The sequence below is a fragment of the Ancylobacter sp. SL191 genome (genome assembly GCF_026625645.1).
Lineage (GTDB): Bacteria > Pseudomonadota > Alphaproteobacteria > Rhizobiales > Xanthobacteraceae > Ancylobacter.
Genome location: NZ_CP113056.1, coordinates 4,050,381 through 4,073,753, shown reverse-complemented (window position 1 = coordinate 4,073,753; position 23,373 = coordinate 4,050,381). Strand labels below are relative to the sequence as shown.

General features: G+C 67.5%; 23 protein-coding genes. 10 read left to right on the top strand and 13 right to left on the bottom strand.

Annotation, left to right across the window (positions count from 1 at the left end; all coding sequences use genetic code 11):
* Window positions 1-9: 9 nt before the first annotated feature.
* The 9 genes from OU996_RS18635 to ccoN are packed head-to-tail and all read right to left on the bottom strand — an operon-like array spanning window position 10 to window position 8,232.
* Complete coding sequence (locus OU996_RS18635) at window positions 10-633, bottom strand: hypothetical protein (RefSeq protein WP_267583084.1); 624 nt, start codon at window positions 631-633, stop codon at window positions 10-12.
* Window positions 630-788, bottom strand: coding sequence for a cbb3-type cytochrome oxidase assembly protein CcoS (gene ccoS, locus OU996_RS18630; protein ID WP_267583083.1), 159 nt, complete (start codon window positions 786-788; stop codon window positions 630-632). Before ccoS ends, OU996_RS18635 begins: the two co-directional genes overlap by 4 nt.
* Window positions 788-3,001: a heavy metal translocating P-type ATPase gene (locus tag OU996_RS18625; protein ID WP_267583082.1), complete on the bottom strand. Its 2,214-nt coding sequence runs from the start codon at window positions 2,999-3,001 to the stop codon at window positions 788-790. The genes ccoS and OU996_RS18625 overlap by 1 nt, the downstream gene beginning before the upstream one ends.
* Window positions 2,998-3,474 (bottom strand): FixH family protein, encoded by a 477-nt coding sequence (locus OU996_RS18620; protein WP_267583081.1) that lies wholly within the window; start codon window positions 3,472-3,474, stop codon window positions 2,998-3,000. Before OU996_RS18620 ends, OU996_RS18625 begins: the two co-directional genes overlap by 4 nt.
* Complete coding sequence (locus tag OU996_RS18615; protein WP_267583080.1) at window positions 3,471-4,955, bottom strand: 4Fe-4S dicluster domain-containing protein; 1,485 nt, start codon at window positions 4,953-4,955, stop codon at window positions 3,471-3,473. Before OU996_RS18615 ends, OU996_RS18620 begins: the two co-directional genes overlap by 4 nt.
* Window positions 4,955-5,824 carry a cytochrome-c oxidase, cbb3-type subunit III gene (gene ccoP / locus OU996_RS18610; RefSeq protein WP_267583079.1) on the bottom strand — a complete coding sequence of 290 codons (870 nt, stop codon included), beginning with the start codon at window positions 5,822-5,824 and terminating at the stop codon, window positions 4,955-4,957. The genes OU996_RS18615 and ccoP overlap by 1 nt, the downstream gene beginning before the upstream one ends.
* Window positions 5,811-5,978, bottom strand: a complete 168-nt coding sequence (locus OU996_RS18605) for a cbb3-type cytochrome c oxidase subunit 3 (protein ID WP_267583078.1) — start codon at window positions 5,976-5,978, stop codon at window positions 5,811-5,813. Before OU996_RS18605 ends, ccoP begins: the two co-directional genes overlap by 14 nt.
* Window positions 5,975-6,727: a cytochrome-c oxidase, cbb3-type subunit II gene (gene ccoO, locus OU996_RS18600; protein WP_267583077.1), complete on the bottom strand. Its 753-nt coding sequence runs from the start codon at window positions 6,725-6,727 to the stop codon at window positions 5,975-5,977. Before ccoO ends, OU996_RS18605 begins: the two co-directional genes overlap by 4 nt.
* A gap of 11 nt (window positions 6,728-6,738) precedes the next feature.
* Complete coding sequence (gene ccoN, locus OU996_RS18595; protein WP_267583076.1) at window positions 6,739-8,232, bottom strand: cytochrome-c oxidase, cbb3-type subunit I; 1,494 nt, start codon at window positions 8,230-8,232, stop codon at window positions 6,739-6,741.
* Window positions 8,233-8,359: 127 nt separating this feature from the next.
* Here ccoN and OU996_RS18590 point away from each other — a divergent pair, with 127 nt between their 5' ends.
* The 4 genes from OU996_RS18590 to OU996_RS18575 all read left to right on the top strand — a co-directional run bounded on the left by OU996_RS18590 (window position 8,360) and on the right by OU996_RS18575 (window position 11,079).
* The gene (locus OU996_RS18590) at window positions 8,360-8,617 is read left to right on the top strand and encodes a hypothetical protein (protein ID WP_267583075.1); all 258 of its coding nucleotides are present in this window, start codon (window positions 8,360-8,362) and stop codon (window positions 8,615-8,617) included.
* A 15-nt stretch (window positions 8,618-8,632) separates the two neighbouring features.
* The gene (locus OU996_RS18585) at window positions 8,633-8,956 is read left to right on the top strand and encodes a hypothetical protein (RefSeq protein ID WP_267583074.1); all 324 of its coding nucleotides are present in this window, start codon (window positions 8,633-8,635) and stop codon (window positions 8,954-8,956) included.
* A gap of 315 nt (window positions 8,957-9,271) precedes the next feature.
* The gene (locus OU996_RS18580) at window positions 9,272-10,552 is read left to right on the top strand and encodes an ATP-binding protein (protein ID WP_267583073.1); all 1,281 of its coding nucleotides are present in this window, start codon (window positions 9,272-9,274) and stop codon (window positions 10,550-10,552) included.
* Window positions 10,549-11,079, top strand: a complete 531-nt coding sequence (locus tag OU996_RS18575) for a response regulator transcription factor (protein ID WP_267583072.1) — start codon at window positions 10,549-10,551, stop codon at window positions 11,077-11,079. Before OU996_RS18580 ends, OU996_RS18575 begins: the two co-directional genes overlap by 4 nt.
* A gap of 95 nt (window positions 11,080-11,174) precedes the next feature.
* Here the strand turns inward: OU996_RS18575 and OU996_RS18570 are convergent, their stop codons facing one another.
* On the bottom strand, window positions 11,175-14,483 hold the full coding sequence (locus OU996_RS18570; protein WP_267583071.1) for an autotransporter outer membrane beta-barrel domain-containing protein: 3,309 nt from the start codon (window positions 14,481-14,483) through the stop codon (window positions 11,175-11,177).
* 248 nt (window positions 14,484-14,731) lie between these two features.
* On the opposite strand from OU996_RS18570, the gene paoA reads away from it, so the two are divergent.
* The 3 genes from paoA to paoC are packed head-to-tail and all read left to right on the top strand — an operon-like array spanning window position 14,732 to window position 18,556.
* Entirely contained in the window at window positions 14,732-15,394 is a 663-nt protein-coding gene (gene paoA / locus OU996_RS18565; protein WP_267583070.1) for an aldehyde dehydrogenase iron-sulfur subunit PaoA, read from the top strand.
* Entirely contained in the window at window positions 15,391-16,341 is a 951-nt protein-coding gene (locus OU996_RS18560) for an FAD binding domain-containing protein (protein WP_267583069.1), read from the top strand. The genes paoA and OU996_RS18560 overlap by 4 nt, the downstream gene beginning before the upstream one ends.
* 4 nt (window positions 16,342-16,345) lie before the next feature.
* A complete protein-coding gene (paoC, locus tag OU996_RS18555) occupies window positions 16,346-18,556 on the top strand; it encodes an aldehyde oxidoreductase molybdenum-binding subunit PaoC (RefSeq protein ID WP_267583068.1) in 2,211 nt (736 codons plus the stop codon).
* A 43-nt stretch (window positions 18,557-18,599) separates the two neighbouring features.
* Here paoC and OU996_RS18550 read toward each other — a convergent pair whose 3' ends face one another.
* The 3 genes from OU996_RS18550 to OU996_RS18540 form a co-directional block, all read right to left on the bottom strand.
* Entirely contained in the window at window positions 18,600-19,088 is a 489-nt protein-coding gene (locus OU996_RS18550; protein ID WP_267583067.1) for an SRPBCC family protein, read from the bottom strand.
* A complete protein-coding gene (locus tag OU996_RS18545) occupies window positions 19,085-19,441 on the bottom strand; it encodes an ArsR/SmtB family transcription factor (RefSeq protein WP_267583066.1) in 357 nt (118 codons plus the stop codon). The genes OU996_RS18550 and OU996_RS18545 overlap by 4 nt, the downstream gene beginning before the upstream one ends.
* Window positions 19,442-19,563: 122 nt before the next feature.
* Window positions 19,564-20,289, bottom strand: a complete 726-nt coding sequence (locus tag OU996_RS18540; protein ID WP_267583065.1) for a carbonic anhydrase — start codon at window positions 20,287-20,289, stop codon at window positions 19,564-19,566.
* Window positions 20,290-20,499: 210 nt separating this feature from the next.
* On the opposite strand from OU996_RS18540, the gene OU996_RS18535 reads away from it, so the two are divergent.
* The 3 genes from OU996_RS18535 to OU996_RS18525 all read left to right on the top strand — a co-directional run bounded on the left by OU996_RS18535 (window position 20,500) and on the right by OU996_RS18525 (window position 23,061).
* A complete protein-coding gene (locus OU996_RS18535; RefSeq protein WP_267583064.1) occupies window positions 20,500-21,435 on the top strand; it encodes a hypothetical protein in 936 nt (311 codons plus the stop codon).
* A 183-nt stretch (window positions 21,436-21,618) separates the two neighbouring features.
* On the top strand, window positions 21,619-22,023 hold the full coding sequence (locus OU996_RS18530; RefSeq protein WP_267583063.1) for a c-type cytochrome: 405 nt from the start codon (window positions 21,619-21,621) through the stop codon (window positions 22,021-22,023).
* A 39-nt stretch (window positions 22,024-22,062) separates the two neighbouring features.
* The gene (locus tag OU996_RS18525) at window positions 22,063-23,061 is read left to right on the top strand and encodes a quinoprotein relay system zinc metallohydrolase 2 (protein WP_267583062.1); all 999 of its coding nucleotides are present in this window, start codon (window positions 22,063-22,065) and stop codon (window positions 23,059-23,061) included.
* The last annotated feature ends 312 nt before the right edge of the window (window positions 23,062-23,373 follow it).

Sequence of the window (23,373 nt, the reverse complement as noted above, 5' to 3'; positions counted from 1 at the left end):
CACGATGCTTCAGCCCGCCGCCGGGCCGTCGTCCGGCTCCCGGCTCGCTTCGATGGCGACCATCACCAGAGCGACGATCATCACCGGCACAGCCGCAAGTGCGGCGTAGAAGGCGACCTCGATACCGATCCCGACGCAGCCCAGGACGACCAGCAGCAGGATGTTGACGGCGGTCATCGGCAGGTTGTCCGAAGTGAACAGGCCGAGCAGCAGGCGCCGCCAGGCGTGCAGGGTCGCGAGCACCGAGAGGGAGCCGGGAATAGAGGGGCGGTTGATGTGGGCACCGCCCCACCCGCCGATCAGCAGAAGGACACTGAGCACGAGGGTGATGGCAGCGACCGGCGGGAACAGGACGAGACCGACCAGCGGACGCAGCATGACCCAGACCGAGCCTCCCAGCCGCTCAAGCGCGCGCCGGGCCTGCCCGATCTGCGGCGCGAGGAAGAAGCCGCCGAGCAGGGCCAGCAGCGCGCCGGCACCCGCCAGCGCGGCCATCCAGCCGCCGAGGTAAAAACCCAGGGCACCGGCCAGCAGCACGTTCAGCAGGAAAGGCAGCGGGCGCGGCATCTCGACCGATGCGGGTGGCCGGAGATGAGCAGCCGGGGCGGGCTTGAAAGGCGTCAGAGCGTTCATGGGGAAGCCTCGGGGGTGTCCTTGTCGAGGAGAATGCGGGCGGCGTCGCCGTCGAGGTCGTCATACTGGCCGGTGCGCAGCGTCCAGAAGAATGCCGCCAACCCCAGCGTGCCGAGCGCCAGCGCGATGGGGACGAGGAAAAGCAGCACATCCATCAGCCGCGCTCCCTGTCCGGTTCGCCCGCCCGCAACGCGTTGAGGGTGACGGTCAGCGAACTCGCCGCCATGGCGAGCGCCGCGCCGAGCGGCGTCACCAGCCCGCACACAGCCACGGGAATGAGCGCAATGTTGTAAAACGCCGCCAGTCCCAGATTCTGCAGGATGATGCGATGGGCGCGCCGCCCGGCCCGCCAGACATGGTGGACGGCGGCAAGATCGCCGAAGGGCAGCACGATGTCCGCCGCGCTCTGGCTCGCCGGGGCGCCATGGGCGAAGCTGGCCGAGACATGCGCTGCCGCCAGCGCCGGCGCGTCGTTGAGCCCGTCGCCGACCATCAGCGTATGGTGCCCCTCGGCCCGCCAGCCTTCCAGCCGGGCGAGCTTGTCGCGCGGCAACAGCCCGCCCTGGCCGAGGCCGATGTCGAGCACCCGCGCGACGCGCGCCACCACCTCGGGTCGGTCGCCCGACAGGATGGCCGACGGGATGCCGGCCGCGGCGAACCTCGTCACCGTCTCCGCCGCATCGGGGCGCAGCGCATCCTCTATGGCAAAGCGCGCCGGTGCGTGGCCGGGGCGGGCCAGCCAGACCTCGCTGGTCGCGCTGTCCGGGGCACCCGCCACATCGCAGAAGCTGGCACGGCCGAGCCGGACTTCGCCCTCCGGCGTCAGCGCGCGGATGCCCTCGCCGGGCACTTCCTCCCAGCAGGGGGGCGGTTCCTCCAGCGGCGCGGCGGCGTGGAGGACGCGCGCCACCGGATGGGGGCTCATGCTCGCCAGTGACGCGGCAACACGGATCGCGCTGCTGTCCTCGGGCCACTCGGTGATGCGTGGTTCGCCGCGTGTGAGCGTGCCGGTCTTGTCGAAGGCGACGAGATCGACGCTGGCCAGCCGCTCCAGCGCGTCGCCGGCGCGCAGCAGAATGCCGCGTTTCAGCAGCGCGCCGGTCGCGACCACCTGCACCGCCGGCACGGCGAGCCCGATGGCGCAGGGGCAGGCGATGATGAGTACGCTCACGGCATTGAGCAGCGCGGGGGCGAGGCCGGCATCGGCCAGCAGCCACCAGCCGAGCAGCGTCGCCAGCGCGACACCGTGGATGATCGGCGTCCAGATGCGGGCCACACGATCGGCCAGCTGGCGCGCCCGGCCCCGGCGCGCCTCGGCCTGCTCGACAAGGCGGACGATGTCGGCGAGGTGGCTGTCCTCGACGCCGGCGCTGGCGCGCAGCTTCAGCGGCTGCGTGAGATTCACGCTGCCGGCAAGCACCCGCGTGCCCGGCAGGGCCCGCTGCGGCAGGCTCTCGCCGGTGACGATGGCAACATCAATATCGGAGCGTCCCTCCACGACGATACCATCGACCGCCACGCGCTCGCCGGGGCGGAAGAGGACGATCATGCCGGTGCGCACGGCATGGGCCGGCAGAACCGCGAGCGTTCCATCCTCCCGACATACCGTCGCGCCATGCGCCTTCAGCATCAGCAGGCGCTCCACGGCGGCGCGGGAGCGGGCGCGCACGCGGAAATCGAGATAGCGGCCGACCAGCAGCACGAACAGCAACGCCGTCGCGCTGTCGAAATAGACGTCGCGGCCCTGACGGATCAGTTCGATCAGGCTGATCAGGCTGGTGAGTATGAGGCCCAGCGCGATCGGCACGTCTATGTTGGTGCGCCCCTGCCGCAGCGCGCTCACGGCCGAGCGGAAAAAGGGGCGTCCGGCATAGGCGACGGCGGGAAGGGCGACCAGCGCCGCCAGCCATTGGAACAGGAGCTGCGTGCCGCCCGCCATGTCCTCGGCCTGCCCTGCCCAGACCGCCAGCGACAGCATCATCACATTCGACGAGGCAAACGCCGCGATGGCGAGCGCGCGAAGGAACTCGCGGCCGGCGTCACTGTCGAGGCGGGTGAGAAACGCGGGGTCGAACGGCGCCACCCGGTAGCCGAGAGCCTCAACCTGCCGGGCGAGTGTGTCGGCATGGGCGAGGTCGCCGCGCCATTCGACGCTGAGGCGGCGCAAGGTGAGGTTCAGCCGTGCCATCGTCACCGTCGGATCATCGCGCAAGCGCTCCTCGATGGCGCTGATGCAGGCGGCGCAGTGTGCGCCGTCGACCAGCAGGCTCAGCCGCCGGATGTCGCCGCGCGTCTCGACGAAACTGCGGATCGAACACAGCGTGAGGTCATCTCCCGGCACGCTATCGGCGGCGTAGGCGGCGCTCATGGCAGCACCTCGACCGTCTCGACCCGCTCGGTGGTCCGGCCCTGCTGCGTCAGCGTGAGCCGCACCGCCCAGGGGCCCGCCAGCGGCAGCCGGAGCGCGGCCTCGAAGCGACCAGCGGCGAGGGGCTGCAGCATGACCGGCACAAGCTGGGGGAAGCGCGTCGTCCGCTCGGCGGTGGCGATCAGCCGCTCGGGCGCGAGCGGTCGGCCCCCGCTGTCGGTCAGCGTCACCTCCAGTGTGCCGGCAAGCGTGCCGGTCGGGGTGAAGGTCAGCCGCGCCGCCCAGTCGGTGGCCGGTGCGGTGCCATGGGCGAGGCCCGCCGGCCGTGGATCGGTGACGAGGCCGGTAAAGCTGCGATTGGCCAGCAGGACGAACCAGAGCTGGAGTCCGGCCAGCGCGACGAAGAACAGCACGAAGCTGGCGGGGATCCACAGGTCGCGCCGGTTCTGCGGGACTGCGGGTGTGCGGCTCATCGCTCGGGCCCCCAGAAATAGCTGGGCAGGCGGGCCAGTTCCTCGCCGGTCGCGGCATCGGCCAGCACCAGCTCGAAATCGCGACGCCCCTTGGGCGCGTTCGCGCGCGGCAGGGTGATGAGCAGTCGCTCGTCGAGGCTGCGTCCCGCGCCGATGGCGATGTCGAGGCGGGCGCCGGGCAGCTGGTCGAGCGTTCCGAGGCGGAGCTGCGCGCTGTCGAGCCCCTCCACATGCAGGGTGACGGCGGAGAGCCCCGGTCGGCGATGGGCGAGACGCAGCGCCAGATCGTTGCGCACACTGCCGTCGGAGAGCTGCACGAAAGGCGGGTTGCGCTGTGGCTCGGCATGCACGCTGACATCCGCCAGCGTCGCCATGCCATAGGCCGAGAGGCCGAAGGCCAGCAGGGCGGCGAGGCCGAAGGTCAGCGCCTTCGGCCGCATCCAGCCGATGCGCGGCGTGCTCCGCCGGCTGGCTCCCGGCGCGGTCTCGACATCAAAGCGGATGAGCCCCGCCGGGCGCTCCAGCTTGGCCATGACCTCGTTGCAGGCGTCGATGCACAGGCCGCAACCGATGCAGCCCATCTGCAGGCCGTCGCGAATGTCGACGCCGGTCGGGCAGGCGGTGACGCAGCGCGTGCAGTCGATGCAGTCGCCGCGCAGGGGCGCGGACGACGGCGGGACGGTGAAGGCCGAGGCATCGCGCGCCAGGGCGAACAGGCTTGGCGCGAGGAGGTCTGGCTCCACGAGCTCGGGCCGCAGCGCGTCGCGCTTGCGCCCGCGCGGCTCGCCCCGTCCGGTCTGATAGGTGACGACAAGGCTCTGCGGGTCGAGCAGCGCGGCCTGAAAGCGCGGCCACGGGCACATATGCAGGCACACGCGCTCGCGGGCATGGGCGGCGAGCAGCCAGGTCGTCCCGGTCAGCACGAGGACGGTGGCATAGGCCATGGCCGGCGCCTGTCCACCGAATAGCAGGCCCGGCAAAGCGGGGGCGTCGATGAAATAGCTGGTGAAGCCGATCCCGGTCGCCAGCGCGATGAGGATCCAGGCGAGCGTGCGCAGCCGGCGCTCCCGCGTCCCCTTGCCGACCAGGCGCACGATCAGGCGGTCCACCGTGAAGAAGAGGTCGGACCACACGGTCTGCGGGCAGGCGAAGCCGCACCAGACCCGCCCGGCCAGCGTCGTCGCGTAGAACAGCGCCAAGGCCCCCGCCACCATCAGGCCGACCGCGATCGGCAGATCCTGCGGCCAGAACTCCAGCCCGAAGGCGAAGAGCCGGCGGCCCGGAAGATCGAACAGCACCGCCTGCCCCGGCAGCCCCTCGCCGCGATCCCAGCGCAGCCACGGCAGCAGGAAGAAGAAGCCGAGCATCCCCAAGGTGAGGCCTGTCTTGATACGCCGGAAGTGCCCGCGCACCGCGTGGGGAATGTCCGGCCGAATAGCGGCGCGGGCGGGAGCAAGGCTGGGGAGGGCGGTTGCCGGCATCAGCGCTCGCCCCCGCCCAGCGTATGGACATAGACGGCGAGCATCCGGATGGTCTCCGGGTCGAGCTTGGTGGCGAAGGCGGGCATCATGCCCATGCGCGGAGTGGCGATCTGATGCCGGATGGCGGCCTTCGTGCCGCCATAGAGCCAGATGGCGTCGTTAAGCGTCGGCGCGCCGAATTCGCGGTTGCCCTCGCCATTGCCGCCATGGCAGGCGGCGCAGTTCTGCTGGAACAGCGCGGCGCCGGGCATCGTGCCGCGCCTCGCCGCCTGGTCGGGATCGGCGAGGGTCAGCACATAGTCGGCGATGGCGTCGATGTCGGTGGTGGAGAGCATCTCGCCAAAGGCCGGCATCATGCTCTGGCGTGTCTCGTCATGACCGGAGCGGATGCCGTAGCTCACCGTCTGGTGGATGTCGGCGATAGTGCCGCCCCACAGCCAGTCATCGTCGATCAGAGCCGGGAACTGGCCGATCTGGCCGCCCGCGCCGACGCCATGGCAGGGCGCGCAGTTCTCGTTGAAGGCGGCCCGCCCGCCGGCGATGGCGAAACGGCGCAGTTCCGGGTTGGCCTCGATCCGGTCGAGCGGCGCCTCGTTGAGCAGGTGGCGCCAGTCGGCCTGCGCCGCCCGCCCCGCGGCGACTTCCTCGGCAAGCTGGCCGCGGCTGGTCCAGCCGAGCTGGCCCTTGAACACGCCCACCGGTGTCGCCACCGAGGGAAAGAGCCACATATACGCCACCGCGACGAAGCACGAGCCGATGAAGACGGTGAGCCACCATTGCGGCACCGGCGTCGTCAGCTCCTTGATGCCGTCCCATTCATGGCCGGTGGTGCGGTAGCCGGTGAGCGGGTCGCGTTCAGGCGTGGCCATCGGTGTCCTCCCCGCTGGCAAACGGGATGCGGGAGCGGCGGTCCATCTCGGCGCGGGCGCCGGGGCGGAACACGCTCCAGAGGATGGCGGCGAACAGCGCGACGGCGATAACCAGCCAGGATTTCAGCGCGAAGACGAGCAGGGCCTCGCTCATGGCTGCGTGCTCCCCTGTGCGGCGGGCGCAACCAACGGCAGCTCGGCCAGCGTGCCGAGCACCTGCAGATAGGCGATGAGCGCGTCCATCTCGGTGATGCGGTCGGGATGCCCGTCAAAATCGCCGAGCCGCGCCTTGGGATAGCGGGCGAGCAGCCCGCCATCGCTGTCGTCGCCCGAGGCCTGGGCCCGGATGTCGGCGGCAGAACGGGCGATCATCTCGTCCGTATAGGGCACCCCCACCTTGCGCAGCGCGCGCATATGGGCGGCGAAGCCCTCCACGTCGATCTCACGGCTGGCGAGGAACGGATAGGCCGGCATGATCGACACCGGCACGACGCTGCGCGGGTCCATCATGTGGGCGAGATGCCAGGCGTTGGAGTATTTCGAGCCGACGCGGGCGAGGTCCGGCCCGGTGCGCTTGGAGCCCCAGAGAAAGGGGTGGTCGTACATGCTCTCGGCCGCGACCGAGTAAGGACCGTAGCGCTCCACCTCGTCGCGGAACGGGCGGATCTGCTGGCTGTGGCAGGTGTAGCAGCCCTCGCGCGTATAGACGTTGCGGCCGATCTGCTCGAGCGGCGAATAGGGCCGCATGCCCGGCACCGGCTGCACCGTCGTCTCCAGCTTGAACAGCGGCACGATTTCCACCAGCCCGCCGATCAGGATGACCAGCAGCGTCAGGACGAAGAGCAGCGTGGTCGACCGCTCGATGATGGCGTGACCCTTGGGGTCTTCGGCGTGCGTTGCCATGACCGGGTGCCTCACGCCGCCGATGCCGGCTGCGGCGCAGCAGCCGGCAGTCGGGCGGTGGCCGGCTGGCGGATGGTCATGACGACATTGATCGCCATGAGCACGCCGCCGGTGAGGTAGAGCACCCCGCCGACGAGGCGGATCACGTAATAGGGGTGCAGCATGGCGACGCTGTCGGCGAAGGAATATTGCAGGAAGCCGAAGGCGTCATAGGCGCGCCACATCAGGCCCTGGGCGATGCCGGCGACCCACATGGCGGTGATGTAGAGAACGATCGCCACCGAGGCGATCCAGAAGTGCCACTCGACCAGCTTCACCGACCAGAGCGGGCGCCGCCACAGCCGGGGCACCATGTAATAGAGCGCGCCGAAGCAGATGAAGGCGACCCAGCCGAGCGCGCCGGAATGCACATGGCCGACCGTCCAGTCCGTGTAGTGGCTGAGCGAATTGACCGACTTCAGCGCCATGAGCGGACCCTCGAAGGTCGCCATGCCGTAGAACGCGACGGCGACCACGAGGAAGCGCAGGATGGGATCGGCGCGCAGTTTCCCCCACGCGCCCGAGAGCGTCATGATGCCGTTGATCATGCCGCCCCAGCTCGGCATCCACAGCATGATCGAGAAGGCCATGCCGAGCGTCTGCGTCCAGTCGGGCAGCGAGGTATAGTGCAGGTGGTGCGGGCCAGCCCAGATATAGAGGAAGATCAGCGCCCAGAAATGCACGATGGACAGCCGGTAGGAATAGATCGGCCGTTCCGCCTGCTTCGGCACGAAGTAGTACATGATGCCGATGAAGCCGGCGGTGAGGAAGAAGCCGACCATGTTGTGGCCGTACCACCACTGCACCATCGCATCCTGCACGCCGGAGAAGGCCGAGTAACTCTTGGTGCCGACGAGGGAGACCGGCATCGCCAGATTATTGACGATGTGCAGCACGGCTACGGTGATGATGAAGGCGAGGAAGAACCAGTTCGCCACATAAATGTGCGGCTCGCGCCGACGCACCAGCGTGCCGACGAATATGGCGAGATAGGTCACCCAGACGATGGCGAGCCAGATGTCGGCGTACCATTCCGGCTCGGCATATTCCCGGCTCTGGGTGATGCCGAGCACATAGCCGGAAGCGGCGATGACGAGGAATGTCTGGTAGCCCCAGAACAGGAAGTTGGCGAGGCGCGGACCGCCCCACAGGCCAACCTGGCAGGTACGCTGGACGACATAGAGCGAGGTCGCCATCAGCGCATTGCCGCCAAAGGCGAGAATGACGCCGGAGGTATGGACCGGGCGCAGCCGGCCGAAGGTGAAGTACTCACCGAGATTGAGCTGCGGGAAGGCGAGTTGCGCCGCCACCACGACACCGGCGGCAAAGCCGAACAGCGCCCATCCCACCGTCACCAGCGTGAAGCGACGGATGATCGCCTCATTATAGCCGGGGATCGCCGTTGCGCTGGCCCGCGCCCTCTCTATTCCGGGTGAAGAAGCAAGTGAAAGTGTTGCTGCCGTCATTTGGCTTCGATGCCTATCAATTTCGATCAATTATAATATTATTTTTGATTATTATAGGTGATATAGTATTGACTATTAGTGATTCCGTATCTGTATTGTTTCTGATCCGAATAAGAGAGGGGTTTTCATGACGTCTTCCGTCTTCATAATGCTGGCGGCTGCGCCACTGGCGGTGCTGTTTCTCGCGCTGCGCGGGCGTGGCGATGCGGTCGGCTGGTGGCTCGGGCTCGCTCATGGCATGCTGGCCTTGCTGGCGCTGGCTGGCGTGGCCATGGCCGGGGATCGCGGCTTCGCGCTCTTCGCTGCCTTGGCGAGCGTCTATGCTGGCGCCATGTGCGCCGCCGAGGTGGTCCATCTCATGCGCCGCCCGGTCCGTTCGGCCTGATGCGGAGACCCGGCCATGCCCCAACTCGTCCGTTTCCTGCTGCGCCACGCGCTGGTCGGTCTCGTGCTGGCGATGATCTTCGTCGGCGCCCTGCTGGTCTTCGACATTGCACGGCTCGGGTCGCTGATCGCGGCTTCGCCCATCGGCATGATCGCGTTGCTGGTGCTGACGGTCTCGGTCGGCATCACCTTCGCCAGCGTGCAAATGGGATTTGCTATCATGCTGCTCGCCGACCGGGACGAGGATGACGGCGGCGGACGGCGCGCCCCGGTGGCACGACTGTTGCCGGCGCGCGCGCCCGTCGCCCTGCGGCGCAAGCCCCGCGCAGGCGCATTCTGAGCCTTGCCCGCTCCGCCGGGAGGCGTCGGGCGGCCGTGCTGTGCCGGGCCTTGACGACGGCATGAGTCTCCCCGCCATTGCCACACGGGGTGTGCAACGGTTCTCTAGGGCGGCCGGCAGGGCCGCCGCATGCGACAGATCAAGGCATGACGTAGCAGGAGGCTTGAGACGGCGCGCTTGGACAGAATGCCCAATGGGCGTCAAGGCGCGTGGCGCCTAGAAGAGGCAGCAAGGCGCGGATTGGCTGCGCGCCCACCTCTGGGTCGACATGACGAGAACACGCAGCCGCGCGCCGGCACCGGGAGTTGAGTAGCCGTGGCGCCGCTGACCACCGTCGACACCACCAACCGCAAGAATCTACTGCTGCTCGCCCAGCTGCGCTGGATCGCGGTCATCGGTCAGCTAGTGACCATCTGGCTGGTGCATTTCGAATTCGCCATCGCCTTGCCGCTGGCGGAGATGCTGGCGGTGGTGGTGTTCCTGCTGGCGCTCAACATTGTCAGCCTGCTGCGCTACCGCCGGCAGGAGAGCGTGACCAATACCGAGTTGTTCATCGAACTGCTGCTGGATGTCGCGGCCCTCACCGTGCAGCTCTATCTGAGCGGCGGCGCGCAGAACCCCTTCATCTCGCTGTTTCTGCTTCAGGTCATCCTCGGTTCGATGCTGCTGGAGGCCTGGTCGGTCTGGACGCTGGTGGCGATCACCACCGGCTGCTTCGTCAGCCTCACCGTCTGGTACCGTGATCTGGTGATGCCGCATAGCCATATGGGTGGCTTCTGGAACCTGCATGTGCAGGGCATGTTCATCTGCTTCGTGCTGACCGCTTGCCTGCTGGTGCTGTTCATCACCCGCATCACAGCCAATCTGCGGGCACGCGACGCGCACCTCGCCGAGTTGCGCCGGCAGTCGGTCGAGGAGGAGCACATCGTGCGCATGGGCCTGCTCGCCTCCGGCGCGGCGCATGAGTTGGGCACGCCGCTCACCACGCTGTCGGTTATCCTCAAGGACTGGGAGAGCCTTCCGGTTCTCGCGGCCGACCCGGACCTTACACAGGACATCGCGGAAATGCAGGGCCAGCTCGCTCGCTGCAAGGCGATCGTCACCGGCATCCTTCTGTCGTCCGGCGAGGCGCGGGGCGAAGGCACGGTGCGCACTACCGTACGCCATTTTCTCGATGCGGCGGTGGCGGATTGGCGCACGGCCCGCGCGCCGGCCGGCTTCGCCTATGACAATGGTTTCGAACCTGATGAGCCCATCATCTCCGATCTCGCGCTCAGGCAGGTGCTGGTCAATGTGCTCGACAATGCGCTGGAGGCCTCACCGGACGGGTTGGTTCTCCGTGCGACCCGGCGCGACGGCAGCCTTGTCGTGGAGGTGACGGATCGCGGCGGCGGCTTCCCCGCCGATATTCTCGCCGAACTCGGCACGCCCTACCGCTCCACCAAGCCGGGTGCGGGCGCCGGGCTGGGGCTGTTCCTCGTGGTCAATGTGCTGCGGCGGCTGGGCGGTTCGGTCGAGGCGCGCAACCGGCCGGAAGGCGGGGCCTGCGTGATGCTGCGCCTCCCGCTGGCGGCCCTGTCGGAGACGGGCGCGTGACGGATCGCCACCTGCTCATCGTGGAGGATGACAGCAGCCTCGCCCGCGTGCTCCGGCGCTCCTTCGAGCGTCGTGGCTACGCCGTCGACCATTGTGCCGATCTCGATGCGGTCACACGGCTTCTTGTCGACAGGGCGCCCCGTTTCGCTGTGGTGGACCTCAAGCTCGGCGGCGAATCCGGGTTGGAATGCGTGAAGGTGCTGCACGCCCACGATCCTGCCATCCGCATCGTGGTGCTGACCGGCTTCGCCAGCATCGCCACGGCGGTCGAGGCGATCAAGCTCGGGGCGAGCCATTATCTGCCTAAGCCCGCCAACACTGACGACATCGAGAAGGCCTTCGCGCGCGTCGAGGGCGATGTGTCGGTGCCGCTACAGGGGCGCCCGACCTCGCTCAAGAGCCTCGAATGGGAGCGCATCCACGAAACGCTGGTGGAGACCGACTTCAACATCTCCGAGACCGCCCGCCGGCTCGGCATGCACCGCCGGACGCTCGCCCGGAAGCTCGAGAAGCGACCGATGAAGTAGGCTCCGGCGTCGTCGCGCCCCGTGCGAGCCGGCCGGTCAGGACAACGGGACTTCGCCGATAGTCCTGAGGGCTAAGCACGCCTCGCCGTCCCCAGTCAAAACCGGATCGCAAGCCTGCCGCTGATGGCGTTGTCCTGCGACGCATCGGCGAGTTGGCCGGCGTAGTGAACGCCGAAGGTGACGTTCGGGTTGGTGGCGATGTCGACCCCGAGCCGGACGATGGCGGCGTTGCGGGCGATCGGCGTGCCGCTCTGCTGGAACGCCGCGCCGCCGCTCTCGAAAGACAGGGTGGAGACCGGCGTGGTGTCGCCGAAGGCATATTGCCAGCCGAGGCTCGCCGAGGCCGTCAGGATACCGCCCTTGATGGTGAAAGCCTTGGCGGCGCGCAGGCCGAGCGTCGTGAAGGTGTTCTCCTGCGTATCCGCGCCGCTCTGCAAGGCCGCCGCACCGCCGCTCTCGCTCATGGCGTCGGTGTGGAGGTTGACATAGGCGATGGCGGCGAAGGGCTCGAAATCGGCATAGGGCGTGGCGATGCCATAGCCGACATCGGCGAAGAGCTGGGTGGTATCGGCGTCATAGGAAGAGGTCAGCGCGTCGGCGTAGCCCGGGATTGCCACCGTGCGGTTCACCGACACGTCGTGCCAAGTGTAGCTGGCGCCGAGCCGCAGGCCGAGGGCACCGAACTGGGCGCTGCCATAGAGAGCGAGGTCGTAATTGGCGCTGTCACCCGTGGAGCCGAGCGCCGCCGAGTCGAACTGCGACTGCGAATAGCCGCCGGCGATGCCGATGCGGGCATTGTCGCCGATCGGGTTGTCGATGCCGGCGATGAAGCCAGCGATGGAGCGGGAGACGTCGGACACGCCGTTGCTGCCCTCGCCGTCGCCCCAGCCGCCATAGGCCTGCGTCCAGACGGTCGGCAGGAAGCCGGGAAGGAGCGCGGCGGTCTTCGGGCTGTTGGCCTCGCCGGTGGCGGCTCCGGCGGCCTGACGCAGGCGGCCGCTGACGGCATCGCGCAGATAGATTGACTGGGCCTGAAGCACGGTCTGAACGGAGGGATAGATCCCGCCCGACAGCGCGGTGAAGGCGGCGGGAGCGCTGGAGTCATTGAGCGAGACAACCGCGTCCATGAGGGGGCTGTCGAGCGGCAACGTGTCGAGCGCGCCGGCGACGGCCGCCTGGCTGGCAGTCTGGGCGGCGGCGGTGAAAGGCACGCCGCTGCGCAGGCTTTGGACCGTCAGCCCGTTTGCGCCATAGCGGGTCGTAAAGCTTAGGAAGGGGTATTGGGTAGCGAAGTCGTCGCTAATGGTCGCGAACTGCCCGGTCACGCCGCCGGTCGCGGTGAAGAAGGTAAAGGTGGCGAGGCCGAGGACGGTGCCCTCGGTCGCCTCGAGCATGAGCGTCCCGCCCTGCACATCGATGGTGCCGCCGGCCTCGATCCGGTCGCTCGTGCCATTTGGGCCGAGCTCGACCAGATAGGTCGAACCCGGCTGGAACACGACGCTTCCGGCGACCATGAGCGTACCGATGGAATTGCCGGGGGCGACCACGCCGCCGCTGGAAACCACGAGCCCACCGCCGATCGTACCATTACCGGTGAGGAGGCCGTCATTGAGCACGGAGCCGCCGATCGATCCATTGTCGGCAAGCCAACCCGTATTGAGCACCGAGCCAGCGATCGACCCGGTGTTCTGCACGATGCCGTCATTGACGACATCGCCTTGAATGGATCCGCTCAGGACGAGGGTGGCGCCGGCCGCGACGGCCGTGCCCCCGGTATAGCTGCTGGCGCCCGTCAGCGTTTCAGTGCCGCCGGCAATGATGAGGCCGCCGCCGGTGCCGCCGTCATAGCCGCCATCCGCGATGCTGCCGGAGAACGTGCCGGAGGCGTCGGTCAGCATCAAGGTCTGCCCGCCCAGCCGAACCGTTCCGGCGCCCGACAGGCTGGTGATGGAGGCGCCGGTGGTGGTCAGGCCGACGATACCGGGCACGATGCCGGTGCCGGAAATGTCGAAGACGCCATTGGTCTCCACGCCGGAGGACTGGGCGATGCTGCCCGGCCCGACGAGGGCGAGCCAGCCATTCGTGTCGATGCGCGTGGCGCCGCTATAGGTGTTCGCCGCGCTCAGCTTCGCCTGCCCGCCGGCGGTCACCACGACGTCGCCGGCGCCGGAAATCACCCCGGCCATGCCGAGCTGGCCATTATTGCCCGTCGTCGCGCCGATGGTGAGGGGCGAGACGGGCGTCGTTTCGACCGACGTGTCGGTCACGAAGAAGGAGGTGATGCCGGTCAGGTTGTTCGCGAGATCATAGACCACCGAATTCCCCATGAAGAACCCGATGCCCAGGATCGTCCGGTCCATCGCGCCGCCTATGGCCACATTGACGATGTCCGGGCCCGACGACTGGCTTTCCACCGTCTGCAGTACCGCGTCGGTCTGGGGATCGCTGACCACCAGCGTCGCCAGCGCGTTCAGCGCCGCGCTACTGACCGACGAGTTCAGGTAGAGATTGTAGGTATTGGTTCCCGAATCCAGCAATGTCTCCGCCGCATAGGGATAGGTGCCGGTATTTCCTGAGCCTATGACCGTGTAGTTCAATGTGATGGAGTAGAGGCCAGCACTGTTGGCGCCGGATACCGGAAAAGCCGCGCCGGTCGTCGACCATTGGAAGACGGAGTCGAACTGGGCCCTGATCGAGGGCGTGAGATCGAGAATGACGTGGGGATTGCAACCGGTGCCCTCAGACAGACAGTTCGCCGCGATCACATAGCCGGACGTCGTCGCCTGCCCGAGAATGCCGCCGAACAGGACGTTCCCATACCGATCCGTCGTCGCATTGGCCGCGCCGAAGGTTCCGGCCAGCCCCTTCGCGTCTCCGGCTGTCTCCGACGTCGGCGTGTAGATGGGGTTATTATTGGTGTCGTAGGTAATGATGACGGGGTACTCGATGTCCCCCATGAGAAAGCCGGAACCTGGCGTGGTGATGGTGGTGACGGCCGGGGAATTCACGTCGCGATAGAAGGAGATCTCGTTGACGCCGATGGCGGATTCATAAAAGCCATGCGTCGCTCCCGCATCGCCATAGGTGAAATAAAAGGGCGACGGCGAACTGGTAACGGGCGTGAAGCTGGCCGGCGCTGAACCGGCGGTAAAGTTGAAATCCGCGTTGAAGGCGGACGACCCCGTATCAAATAGGTAGGTCTGGGGGAGAGCGCCGCCCACGCCTACCGTGATGGTCAGTCGATAACTGTCATTGCTCGGGGCCTCGTCATAGGCGAGCGGGATATCGTAGGCAGCTGCCGTGTTGACGAAACCGCAGCCCCAGAAAGCTGAAACCGTCATCAGGGACGCCGACAGGTGCTGATGTAATGGCCGGCGTCGCACCGAACAATAAGCCTCGCGCATCTCGGTCCCCCCGGCACGGTGGTAGCCTTGTCCCTACGTCAAGTTTGATCAGCTTGCCGGACTGGATGCAACGGCACCGGGCGGCGAAGGTAACCTCAGTGCGACGCCCCGGCGGGCCATCACTAATCAGCGAGGCCGCGTGACCCGTTTGCAGCGCAGCGCGTTATAGGCGGGCCGGCTGGGGTCTCGCCGTTCATCGACCGTGACCCGCGCCGGCACCTTTGCCGGGAACAGGGAGATTGCGGTCGATGCCGGAAACGAATGGAGTCGTCGTCTCACGACGCAGCGTGATCGTGGGGGCCACCTCGGCCGCCCTGGCCTCGGCGCCGGCGACGGCGGAGACGCCCGCCACCCGCCCCGCCCATAATCCCGGCGCGCGGCCACCCTCCGCACCGGGCGCGGCGATGCCGGTCCGGTTCGAGGTCAACGGCACCGCGCATGAACTGACGCTCGACCCACGCACGACGCTGCTGGACGCGCTGCGCGAGCATCTCCACCTCACCGGCACCAAGAAGGGCTGCGATCACGGCCAATGCGGCGCCTGCACGGTGATCGTCAACGGCCAGCGCATCAATGCCTGCCTCAGCCTTGCGGTGATGCATGAGGGCGATGCCGTTACCACCATCGAGGGGCTCGGTACGCCGGACGATCTGCACCCGATGCAGGCCGCGTTCGTGCGCCATGACGGCTACCAGTGCGGCTATTGCACGCCCGGCCAGATCTGCTCGGCGGTGGCGGTGCTCGACGAGATCGGGCGCGGCATTCCCAGCCATGTGCAGGCCGATATCGCGGCGCGGCCGGAGGTCACCACCGAGGAGATGCGCGAGCGCATGAGCGGCAATCTCTGCCGCTGCGGCGCCTATTCCAACATTGCCGAGGCCATGGCCGAGGTGGCGGGAGTGAAAGCATGAAGCCCTTCACCTATGAACGCGCCGCCGACGCGGCGAGCGCCGCCCGGATCCTCACTGAGCGGCCGGAGGCGCGCATCATCGCGGGCGGCACCAACCTGCTCGACCTGATGAAGCTGGAGATCGAGACTCCCAGCCACCTCGTCGACATTCAGGATATCGGCCTCGACCGCATCGAGCCAACTGACGAGGGCGGTCTGCGCATAGGCGCGCTGGTCAGCAACACTGATCTTGCGAGCGATGAGCGGGTGCGGCGCGATTACGGCGTGCTGGCGCGGGCCATCGTCGCCGGCGCCAGCGGCCAGTTGCGCAACAAGGCGACCACTGCCGGCAATCTGCTCCAGCGCACGCGCTGCCCCTATTTTTACGACACCAACATGCCCTGCAATAAACGCCGTCCGGGCTCCGGCTGCGCGGCCATTGGCGGCTATTCGCGCCAACTCGCGGTGGTTGGCTCCTCCGAGCACTGCATCGCCACCTATCCCGGCGATATGGCGATCGCGCTGCGCGTGCTTGAGGCGCAGGTGGAGACCGTGCGGGCGGACGGGACGACGCGCACCATCCCGTTCGGGGATTTCCACCGCCTGCCGGGCGATCAGCCCGAGCGCGACAATGTGCTGGAGCGCGGCGAGCTCATCACCGCCGTGACGCTGCCCAAGCCCGCCGGCGGCACGCAGATCTACCAAAAGGTGCGCGACCGTGCGTCCTACGCCTTCGCGCTCGTGTCGGTTGCGGCCGTGATCCAGCCGGACGGGACGGGAGCGGTCGCCTTTGGCGGTGTCGCGCACAAGCCATGGCGGGTCGAGGCGGCCGAGGCGGCGCTGCCGCAGGGCGCGCGCGCCGTGACCGCGCAGGTCTTCGCTGAGGCGCGGCCGACCGAGCAGAACCGTTTCAAGATTCCGCTGGCCGAGCGCGCGCTCGCCGCCGTGATTGATCAGGCGATGGGGTAAACTCATGAAGTTCGACAAGCCCGCAGGGGCCAACCCGATCGACCGCATGCGCATCGTCGGCCAGCCGCGCGACCGGATCGACGGCCCGTTGAAGACCACCGGCCAGGCGACCTATGCCTATGAGCACAGCGACATTCCCACCTCCCTCTATGGCGCGGTGGTCGGTGCCGCCATCGCCAAGGGCCGCATCCGCGCGATGGATGTGGCCGCCGCCAAGGCCGCGCCCGGCGTGCTCGCCGTTGTCACGGCGCTGGATGTCGGCACACTGGAGAAGGGCGATTACAACACGGTGAAGCTGTTCGGCGGTGACCGGGTCGATCACTACCACCAGGCGGTCGCGGTGGTGGTCGCGGAGACCTTCGAGCAGGCGCAGGCGGCGGCCGCGCTCGTGAAAGTGGACTATGCGCCCGAAGAGGGGCGTTTCGATCTCGCCAAGGCGCTTGAGACGGCCAAGCCTGCCAAGGATCCCAACGCCGCGCCGGCCGATGAGGTGAACGGTGTGGGTGATTTCGACCGCGCCTTCGCGGCCGCGCCGGTGACACTCGACGCCCGCTACACCACGCCCGACCAGAGTCACGCCATGATGGAGCCGTTCGCGTCCATCGCGGAGTGGGAGGGTGACCAGCTCACGCTGTGGACCTCGACCCAGATGGTCGACTGGTGGCGCTCGGACCTTGCCAAGACGCTGGGAGTGGCCAAGGACAAGGTGCGGGTGGTCTCGCCCTATATTGGCGGCGGGTTCGGCGGCAAGCTGTTCCTGCGCGTCGACGCGGTGCTCGCCGCCCTCGCGGCGAAAGTGGCGGGCCGGCCGGTGAAGGTCACGTTGCCGCGCCCGCTTATCGCCAACAACACGACGCATCGCCCGGCCACCCGCCAGCGCATCCGCATTGGCTGCGCGCGCGACGGCACCATCACCGCCATCGCTCATGAGAGCGGCTCGGGCGACCAGAAGGATGGCGGGCCCGAGGTGGCGGTGAGCCAGACGCGCCTGCTCTATGCCGGCGCGAACCGGCTGACCGCGCTGCGCCTTGCCGTGCTCGACCTGCCCGAGGGCAATTCGATGCGCGCGCCGGGTGAGGCGCCCGGCATGATGGCGCTGGAAATCGCCATGGACGAGATGGCGGAAAAGCTCGGCATGGACCCGATCGCTTTCCGCGTGACCAACGACACGCAGGTCGATCCCGAAAAACCGGAACGGCGCTTCTCCGAACGCCAGCTCGTGCGCTGCCTGACCGAGGGCGCCGAACGCTTCGGCTGGTCGCACCGCAACGCGATGCCGGGACAGGTGCGCGATGGGCGCTGGCTGGTCGGCATGGGCGTCGCCGCCGCCTTCCGCAACCACGTCAACCTGAAGTCTGCCGCCCGCGTGATCCTTGGCCGCGATGGCCGGGTCACCGTCGAGACCGACATGACCGATATTGGCACCGGCAGCTACACCATCATCGCCCAGACGGCAGCGGAGATGATGGGGGTGGGGCTCGACGCAGTGACGGTGCGGCTCGGCGATTCCCGCTTCCCGGTTTCCGCCGGTTCGGGTGGGCAGTTCGGCGCGGCCAACTCCACCTCCGGCGTCTATGCCGCCTGCGTGAAGCTGCGCGAGGCGGTGGCCCAGCGCCTCGGCTTCAACTCCGCCGAGGCGGCGTTCCAGGGCGGGCGGGTCGCGGCCGGCAACCGCACGGTCTCACTGGCGGAGGCGGCCGCTGCCGGCGAACTGGTGGGCGAGGGCGGCATCGAGTATGGCAACCTCGACGAGACCTACCAGCTCTCCACCTTCGGCGCGCATTTCGTCGAGGTGGGCGTCGACCGCTACACGGGCGTCACCCGTGTGCGCCGCATGCTGGCAATGTGCGCGGCGGGCCGCATCCTCAACCCGAAATCCGCCCGTAGCCAGGTCATCGGCGCCATGACCATGGGGGTCGGCGGGGCGCTGATGGAGGATCTGGCGGTCGATACGCGTTACGGCTTCTTCGTCAATCACGACCTCGCCGGCTATGAGGTGCCGGTTCATGCCGACATCCCGCATCAGGAGGTCGTCTTCCTCGACGAGGCCGACGACAAGAGCAACCCGATGAAGGCCAAGGGCGTCGGCGAGCTCGGCCTGTGCGGCGTCGGCGCGGCGGTGGCCAATGCCATCTACAACGCGACCGGCGTGCGCGTGCGCGACTACCCGATCACGCTGGAAAAACATCTGGAGCAGCTTCCCGCCGTGGCGTGAGGCGGCGCGGCGGGGCGCCCGCACGGGCGCCTCGCACCAAGGATCAGCTCATTGCCCCGGACTTGATGTAATCGGTAAGCTGGGTCGCCACCGTGCCCCAGCCGTCATGGAAGCCCATCTGCTCGTGACTGGCGCGAGTGGCTTCGTCATTATGAATGGCGAGCGCCGTGTAGCGCGTGCCGTTTCCTAGCGGGGCCAGCAGCAGGGCGCCGGTGAAGAAGGGCTTGACGGCGGGGCGGAAGCCGGGGAGCAGCGCGTCAGTGAAGACGAGGCGCTCATTCGGCACCACGTCGAGATAGCAGCCAGGGCTGTCGAATTCCTCGCCCTCGGGCGAGCGCATCACCGTGCGAAAAATGCCGCCTGGGCGCAGGTCGATCTCGCACTCGGTCACGCTCCAGGGCTTCGGCACGAACCATTCCTTGAGATGCGCCGGTGTCGTCCAGGCCTTCCAGACGAGATGCACAGGCACGTCGATCTCGCGTTCCAGCTTCAGATCGCGCGTGGGGTCGAAAGGGCCGATGAAGGCGGTCATTCGGGCGTCTCCTCTTTCATCTGCATGAGATAGCTGTCGAGTCGGTCGAGCCGGCGCTCCCACAGCGTGCGTTGGCGGCCGAGCCAGTCTTCCGCGAGCTTCAGCCGCGCCGCCTCCAACTGGTAGATGCGCGCGCGCCCCACCTTGCTCGAACGCACCAGCCCGGCGCCTTCCAGAACCTTCATGTGTTCGAGGAAGGAAGGCAGGGTCATGCGGTAGGGGGCCGCGAGTTCGCTCATCGATGCCTGCTTCGCCGTGAGCCGTTCCACCACATCGCGCCGCGTCGGGTCCGCCAGAGCGCGGAAGATGCCGTCAATGGCTGCGAGGGAGGGGGCAAGGCTCGTGGCAGTCATGGACGCATCCGCGATTGTGTCGTGAAGGAGGTTAGCCTGTCGCTTTACTTAGGTAAAGACCTAAGTGTTAAGAATGCAAAACGGGCGACCGAAGCCGCCCGCCCAGCCCCGCCACGGGAGCGTCAAACCATCGAGACCTTGCCCGTGCCGATGTCGTAGACGGCGCCGACCACCTTCACCTTGCCGGCGGCGACGGCCTCCGCGAGGATGGGCTTGGCCTCGATGAGCCGCTTCACATTGAGCCGGACATTGGCGGCGATGGCGTTGTCGAGCGCGTTGCCGGGCTTCCCGGCAGAGGCCTCGACCGCCGGCTTAATGGCGTTGATGAGCAGGGGCAGGTGGCCGGGCAGTTCGACCCGGTCCTTCACCACCTTGATCGCGGCGTCGACCGCGCCGCAATTGCTGTGGCCGAGCACCATGAGCAGCGGGATGCCCAGCACCTTCACGCCATATTCGAGGCTGGCGAGGCCGTCATCATTCACGAAGTTGCCGGCCACCCGCACGACGAACACCTCGCCTAGGCCCTGATCGAAGGCGAGTTCCGGGGCGACGCGCGAATCCGCGCAACTCACCAGCCCGACAAAGGGGTATTGCGCCTGCGCCCGCGCCGCGCGACCGGCGGAGAAGTCCTTCACCTGCGGGGTATTCGCGACATAGCGGGCATTGCCCTCCATCAACCGGGCGAGCGCCGCATCGGGGCTGATCGCGTTGGGCGGCGGCGGCAGCTCCGTCTGCGCGGCGGCGGGCAGAGCGAGCCCGCCCAGGAACGCCATGGAGGCGGCGCCTGCGCCAAGAAGACGGCGCCGCGACATTTGGGGCCGGTGGTCGCAACAGGTCGAGTCGCACATGATTTCCTCCGCTTTGTTTTCGGGCGTGGGGTGCGACCACGCCTCAATGGTATCAAAGTAATGCAGAAAGTGCGCGTTGAAGTTTCGTGTCCACGCGGCATGCGCAAGCATTCTCCGTCCCCGGTGGAGACGACTTTCCTTCTGCCGAGGTGCCGAGTATTTCTACCGATGCGCCGCCCGCCGAGCGTAAACTTTGCAGGTACTTCAGGCATGGGACGATCGGGAGAAAAGCCCATACGTGAGGCGCGGGTCGCGCGCGCCGCTGATCTTGATGCGCGCGGACTTGAGGAGGCGAGCGCGCGCCTGCGCGCCTCGGCCGCCTTCCGGCCGGCTCTGGCGCGCTACTGCCTTGCCATGTCCGATGTGCCGACGGAGGGCTGGCCGCTTTACAAGATGTTCGATCAGCTCAGCCGCTACCTGATCTGCTACATGCTGATCTACAATTACTACGAGTGGCGTGACCGTGGCGGGCGGCCGCCCACGCTCTCGGCCCTGCAGAAGCTCGTGCCGTCCAGTCCGCGACAGACCGCCGGCTTCGTCGCGTCCTTGAAGGTCGGCCGCTTCATTACGACGGAGGATGACCCCGCCGACCGGCGCAGCAAGCTGCTGCGTCCGGGGCCCGCGGTCATCGGCGAGATCGGCCGTTCGCCGCGGCTCTTCCTGCGCGCGCTCGATGAGATCGAGTCCCCGGCCGAACTGCGCGCGGCCCGGCTCGTCGCCCCGGAAATGCTCGGCCGCATGGTGCATTTCTCGGCGGCGGATGTGCTCGCCAATGGCACGCTGCTGCACGGCTTCCCGACGGTTCTGCACTTTGCCCAGCGCGATTGCGGCTACCCGCTGCTGACCGCTATCATGGCGGATCATTACACTCGCACCCTGCCGGCCGTGGGCGCGCCGCCCACGCTTACCCGGCGGGCACTCGCGCAGCGCTTTCAGGTGTCGGCGGCCCATGTCGGCAATCTCATAAGCGAGGCCGCCGCCTATGGCTGGTTCGTCCTCGCCGGGGCCGATCGTGTCGCGGCGGTGGCGCCGGACTTCGCTGCCGCATTCGAGCGCTGGTGCAGCCTGCAGATGATCCATGTCGCCGGACTGTGGGGGGAAGTTCAGGACGCGACCGTCGCGCCCGATCTTGCCGTCGCCACCTGATGTCGCGGCTGCGATGTGTCCTCGGGGCTTACGCTAGGGGCGCGACGAAATGCACCGCGTTTTTAAGGTCGCTGGGACTGGACCTTTCGTCCTCTAGGATCATTCTAACCCCGGCGCTATGATGCGCTTGCTCCCAAGCACCGCATCTGACGGTGCCTCAACGATGTTGCCTGGAAGGACGCCATGAATCGCTTCGTCATCACTGCTGCCCTGCTCGCGCTGGGCTCTTCGGCCGCCCTGGCGCAGAGCCCGGCCGGCGATCCGGCCAAGGGCGCCAACGTCTTCAAGAAGTGCATGGCCTGCCATGCCGTCGGTGAAGGCGCGAAGAACAAGGTCGGCCCCGAGCTCAACGGCATCGTCGGCCGCAAGATGGGCGCGGTCGCAGGCTTCAACTATTCCGATACGCTCAAGGAGCACAACGCCAAGGGCGATGTGTGGACCCCCGAGGTGCTGAGCGCCTATCTCGAAAACCCCAAGGGCTACATGCCCGGCATCAAGATGGTGTTCGCCGGCCTGCCCAAGGAGACTGACCGGGCGGATCTGCTCGCCTATCTCTCGGGCTTCAACGAAGACGGCACCAAGAAGTAAGCGCCGGGCCGCTTTGCCCGGCGGCGCGGAGGCGCCGCCATGCTGGCTAGGTTCATGTCGTCGAACCTGATCACCGATCGCCGCACGCTGCTCGCCCGCCTGTCGCTCGTTTTGGGCGCGGCCTGGGCGGGCGGCGCGACCGCTTTTGCGCAGGCGCCGGGCGAGCCGGCGGTGGGCGGAAGCGATCCGCTGCCGCTTGAGCCGGTCGCCCCCGGCATCTTTGTCTACCGCGCGCCCTATGAGCTGGTGACGCAAGCCAACCAGGGCGCCATCGCCAATATGACGCTGATCGTCGGCAGCGAGGCGGCGGCGGTGATCGATACCGGCAACAGCGCTCTTGCCGGCGCCCGCATGCTCGCCGCCGCGCGGGCCACGACCGACCGGCCGCTGCGCTACGTCATCAACACCCACATGCACCCCGACCACACGCTCGGAAATGCGGCCTTCGTGGCACCGGGAGTGCAGTTCGTCGCACATCACAAGATGCCGCGGGCGCTCAGCGTGCGGAGCGAGACCTATCTCGGCCAAGCCCAGCGCCTGCTCGGCCCGCTGGCCGACGGCACCCGGATCGTGCTGCCGGAGCTGCTGGTCGAGGATCGGCTGACGCTCGATCTCGGTGGCCGGGCGCTCGAGCTGCGTGCCCACCCCACGGCCCACACCGATAACGACCTCACCGTGCGCGACACGGCGACCGGAACATGGGTGATGGGCGACCTTCTTTTCATTGGCCATATTCCCACGCTCGACGGCAGCCTTAACGGCTGGCTGTCGCTGCTCGACCGGCTCGGCGGCGAATCGTCGCCACGGGTGATTCCTGGCCACGGCCCCGCCTCTGCCCCCTGGCCGGCGGGAGATGATGACGAGCGGCGCTATCTCGGCCGTTTGCGGGCGGATGTGCAGGCGCTGATCGATTCCGGTGGCGCGATGAGTGCAGCGCCGGAGCGGGCGGCTCAAAGCGAGCGTGGTAGCTGGGCACTGTTCGACGAATTCAATGCGCGCAACGCCATCGCCGCCTTTCACGAGCTGGAGTGGCAGTGACATGCTGCGTTGCACAAGGGAACTTTTCCCAATACTCGCCTGAAATCGCCAATATCTCCGCGTTGCAGCGTGGTATATTTTATATCATCTCGCTCTTGCAGCAAAATCATAATAAGATTGACGCATCATAAGAGTTCTTATTGCGCGTTACTGGAATTCGGATTAGCCTCGTCAGTGTCTTCGGCTTCAACGGCTTCCGGGAAGAAGTTCCCGGTCCGGTTCGTAGGCCAGCTTGGGGCGGGGGCCCCCGTGAAGTCCGGCTGCCTTCTCCCCAGCCGGTCGTGACACGCTGCCGAGGACAAAAACGTCAGA

Bases quoted from the DNA above. Each gene is read 5' to 3' on its own strand.
- OU996_RS18560 (WP_267583069.1), top strand. From the start codon at position 15,391: ATGAAGCCCTTCACCTATGAACGCGCCGCCGACGCGGCGAGCGCCGCC.
- OU996_RS18635 (WP_267583084.1), bottom strand. From the start codon at position 633: ATGAACGCTCTGACGCCTTTCAAGCCCGCCCCGGCTGCTCATCTCCGG.
- OU996_RS18525 (WP_267583062.1), top strand. From the start codon at position 22,063: ATGCTGGCTAGGTTCATGTCGTCGAACCTGATCACCGATCGCCGCACG.
- ccoO (WP_267583077.1), bottom strand. From the start codon at position 6,727: ATGGCAACGCACGCCGAAGACCCCAAGGGTCACGCCATCATCGAGCGG.
- OU996_RS18550 (WP_267583067.1), bottom strand. From the start codon at position 19,088: ATGACCGCCTTCATCGGCCCTTTCGACCCCACGCGCGATCTGAAGCTG.
- ccoS (WP_267583083.1), bottom strand. From the start codon at position 788: ATGGATGTGCTGCTTTTCCTCGTCCCCATCGCGCTGGCGCTCGGCACG.
- ccoP (WP_267583079.1), bottom strand. From the start codon at position 5,824: ATGGCCACGCCTGAACGCGACCCGCTCACCGGCTACCGCACCACCGGC.
- OU996_RS18590 (WP_267583075.1), top strand. From the start codon at position 8,360: ATGACGTCTTCCGTCTTCATAATGCTGGCGGCTGCGCCACTGGCGGTG.
- OU996_RS18625 (WP_267583082.1), bottom strand. From the start codon at position 3,001: ATGAGCGCCGCCTACGCCGCCGATAGCGTGCCGGGAGATGACCTCACG.
- OU996_RS18570 (WP_267583071.1), bottom strand. From the start codon at position 14,483: ATGCGCGAGGCTTATTGTTCGGTGCGACGCCGGCCATTACATCAGCAC.
- OU996_RS18535 (WP_267583064.1), top strand. From the start codon at position 20,500: ATGGGACGATCGGGAGAAAAGCCCATACGTGAGGCGCGGGTCGCGCGC.
- OU996_RS18530 (WP_267583063.1), top strand. From the start codon at position 21,619: ATGAATCGCTTCGTCATCACTGCTGCCCTGCTCGCGCTGGGCTCTTCG.
- paoC (WP_267583068.1), top strand. From the start codon at position 16,346: ATGAAGTTCGACAAGCCCGCAGGGGCCAACCCGATCGACCGCATGCGC.
- ccoN (WP_267583076.1), bottom strand. From the start codon at position 8,232: ATGACGGCAGCAACACTTTCACTTGCTTCTTCACCCGGAATAGAGAGG.
- OU996_RS18615 (WP_267583080.1), bottom strand. From the start codon at position 4,955: ATGCCGGCAACCGCCCTCCCCAGCCTTGCTCCCGCCCGCGCCGCTATT.
- paoA (WP_267583070.1), top strand. From the start codon at position 14,732: ATGCCGGAAACGAATGGAGTCGTCGTCTCACGACGCAGCGTGATCGTG.
- OU996_RS18545 (WP_267583066.1), bottom strand. From the start codon at position 19,441: ATGACTGCCACGAGCCTTGCCCCCTCCCTCGCAGCCATTGACGGCATC.
- OU996_RS18585 (WP_267583074.1), top strand. From the start codon at position 8,633: ATGCCCCAACTCGTCCGTTTCCTGCTGCGCCACGCGCTGGTCGGTCTC.
- OU996_RS18605 (WP_267583078.1), bottom strand. From the start codon at position 5,978: ATGAGCGAGGCCCTGCTCGTCTTCGCGCTGAAATCCTGGCTGGTTATC.
- OU996_RS18540 (WP_267583065.1), bottom strand. From the start codon at position 20,289: ATGTGCGACTCGACCTGTTGCGACCACCGGCCCCAAATGTCGCGGCGC.
- OU996_RS18620 (WP_267583081.1), bottom strand. From the start codon at position 3,474: ATGAGCCGCACACCCGCAGTCCCGCAGAACCGGCGCGACCTGTGGATC.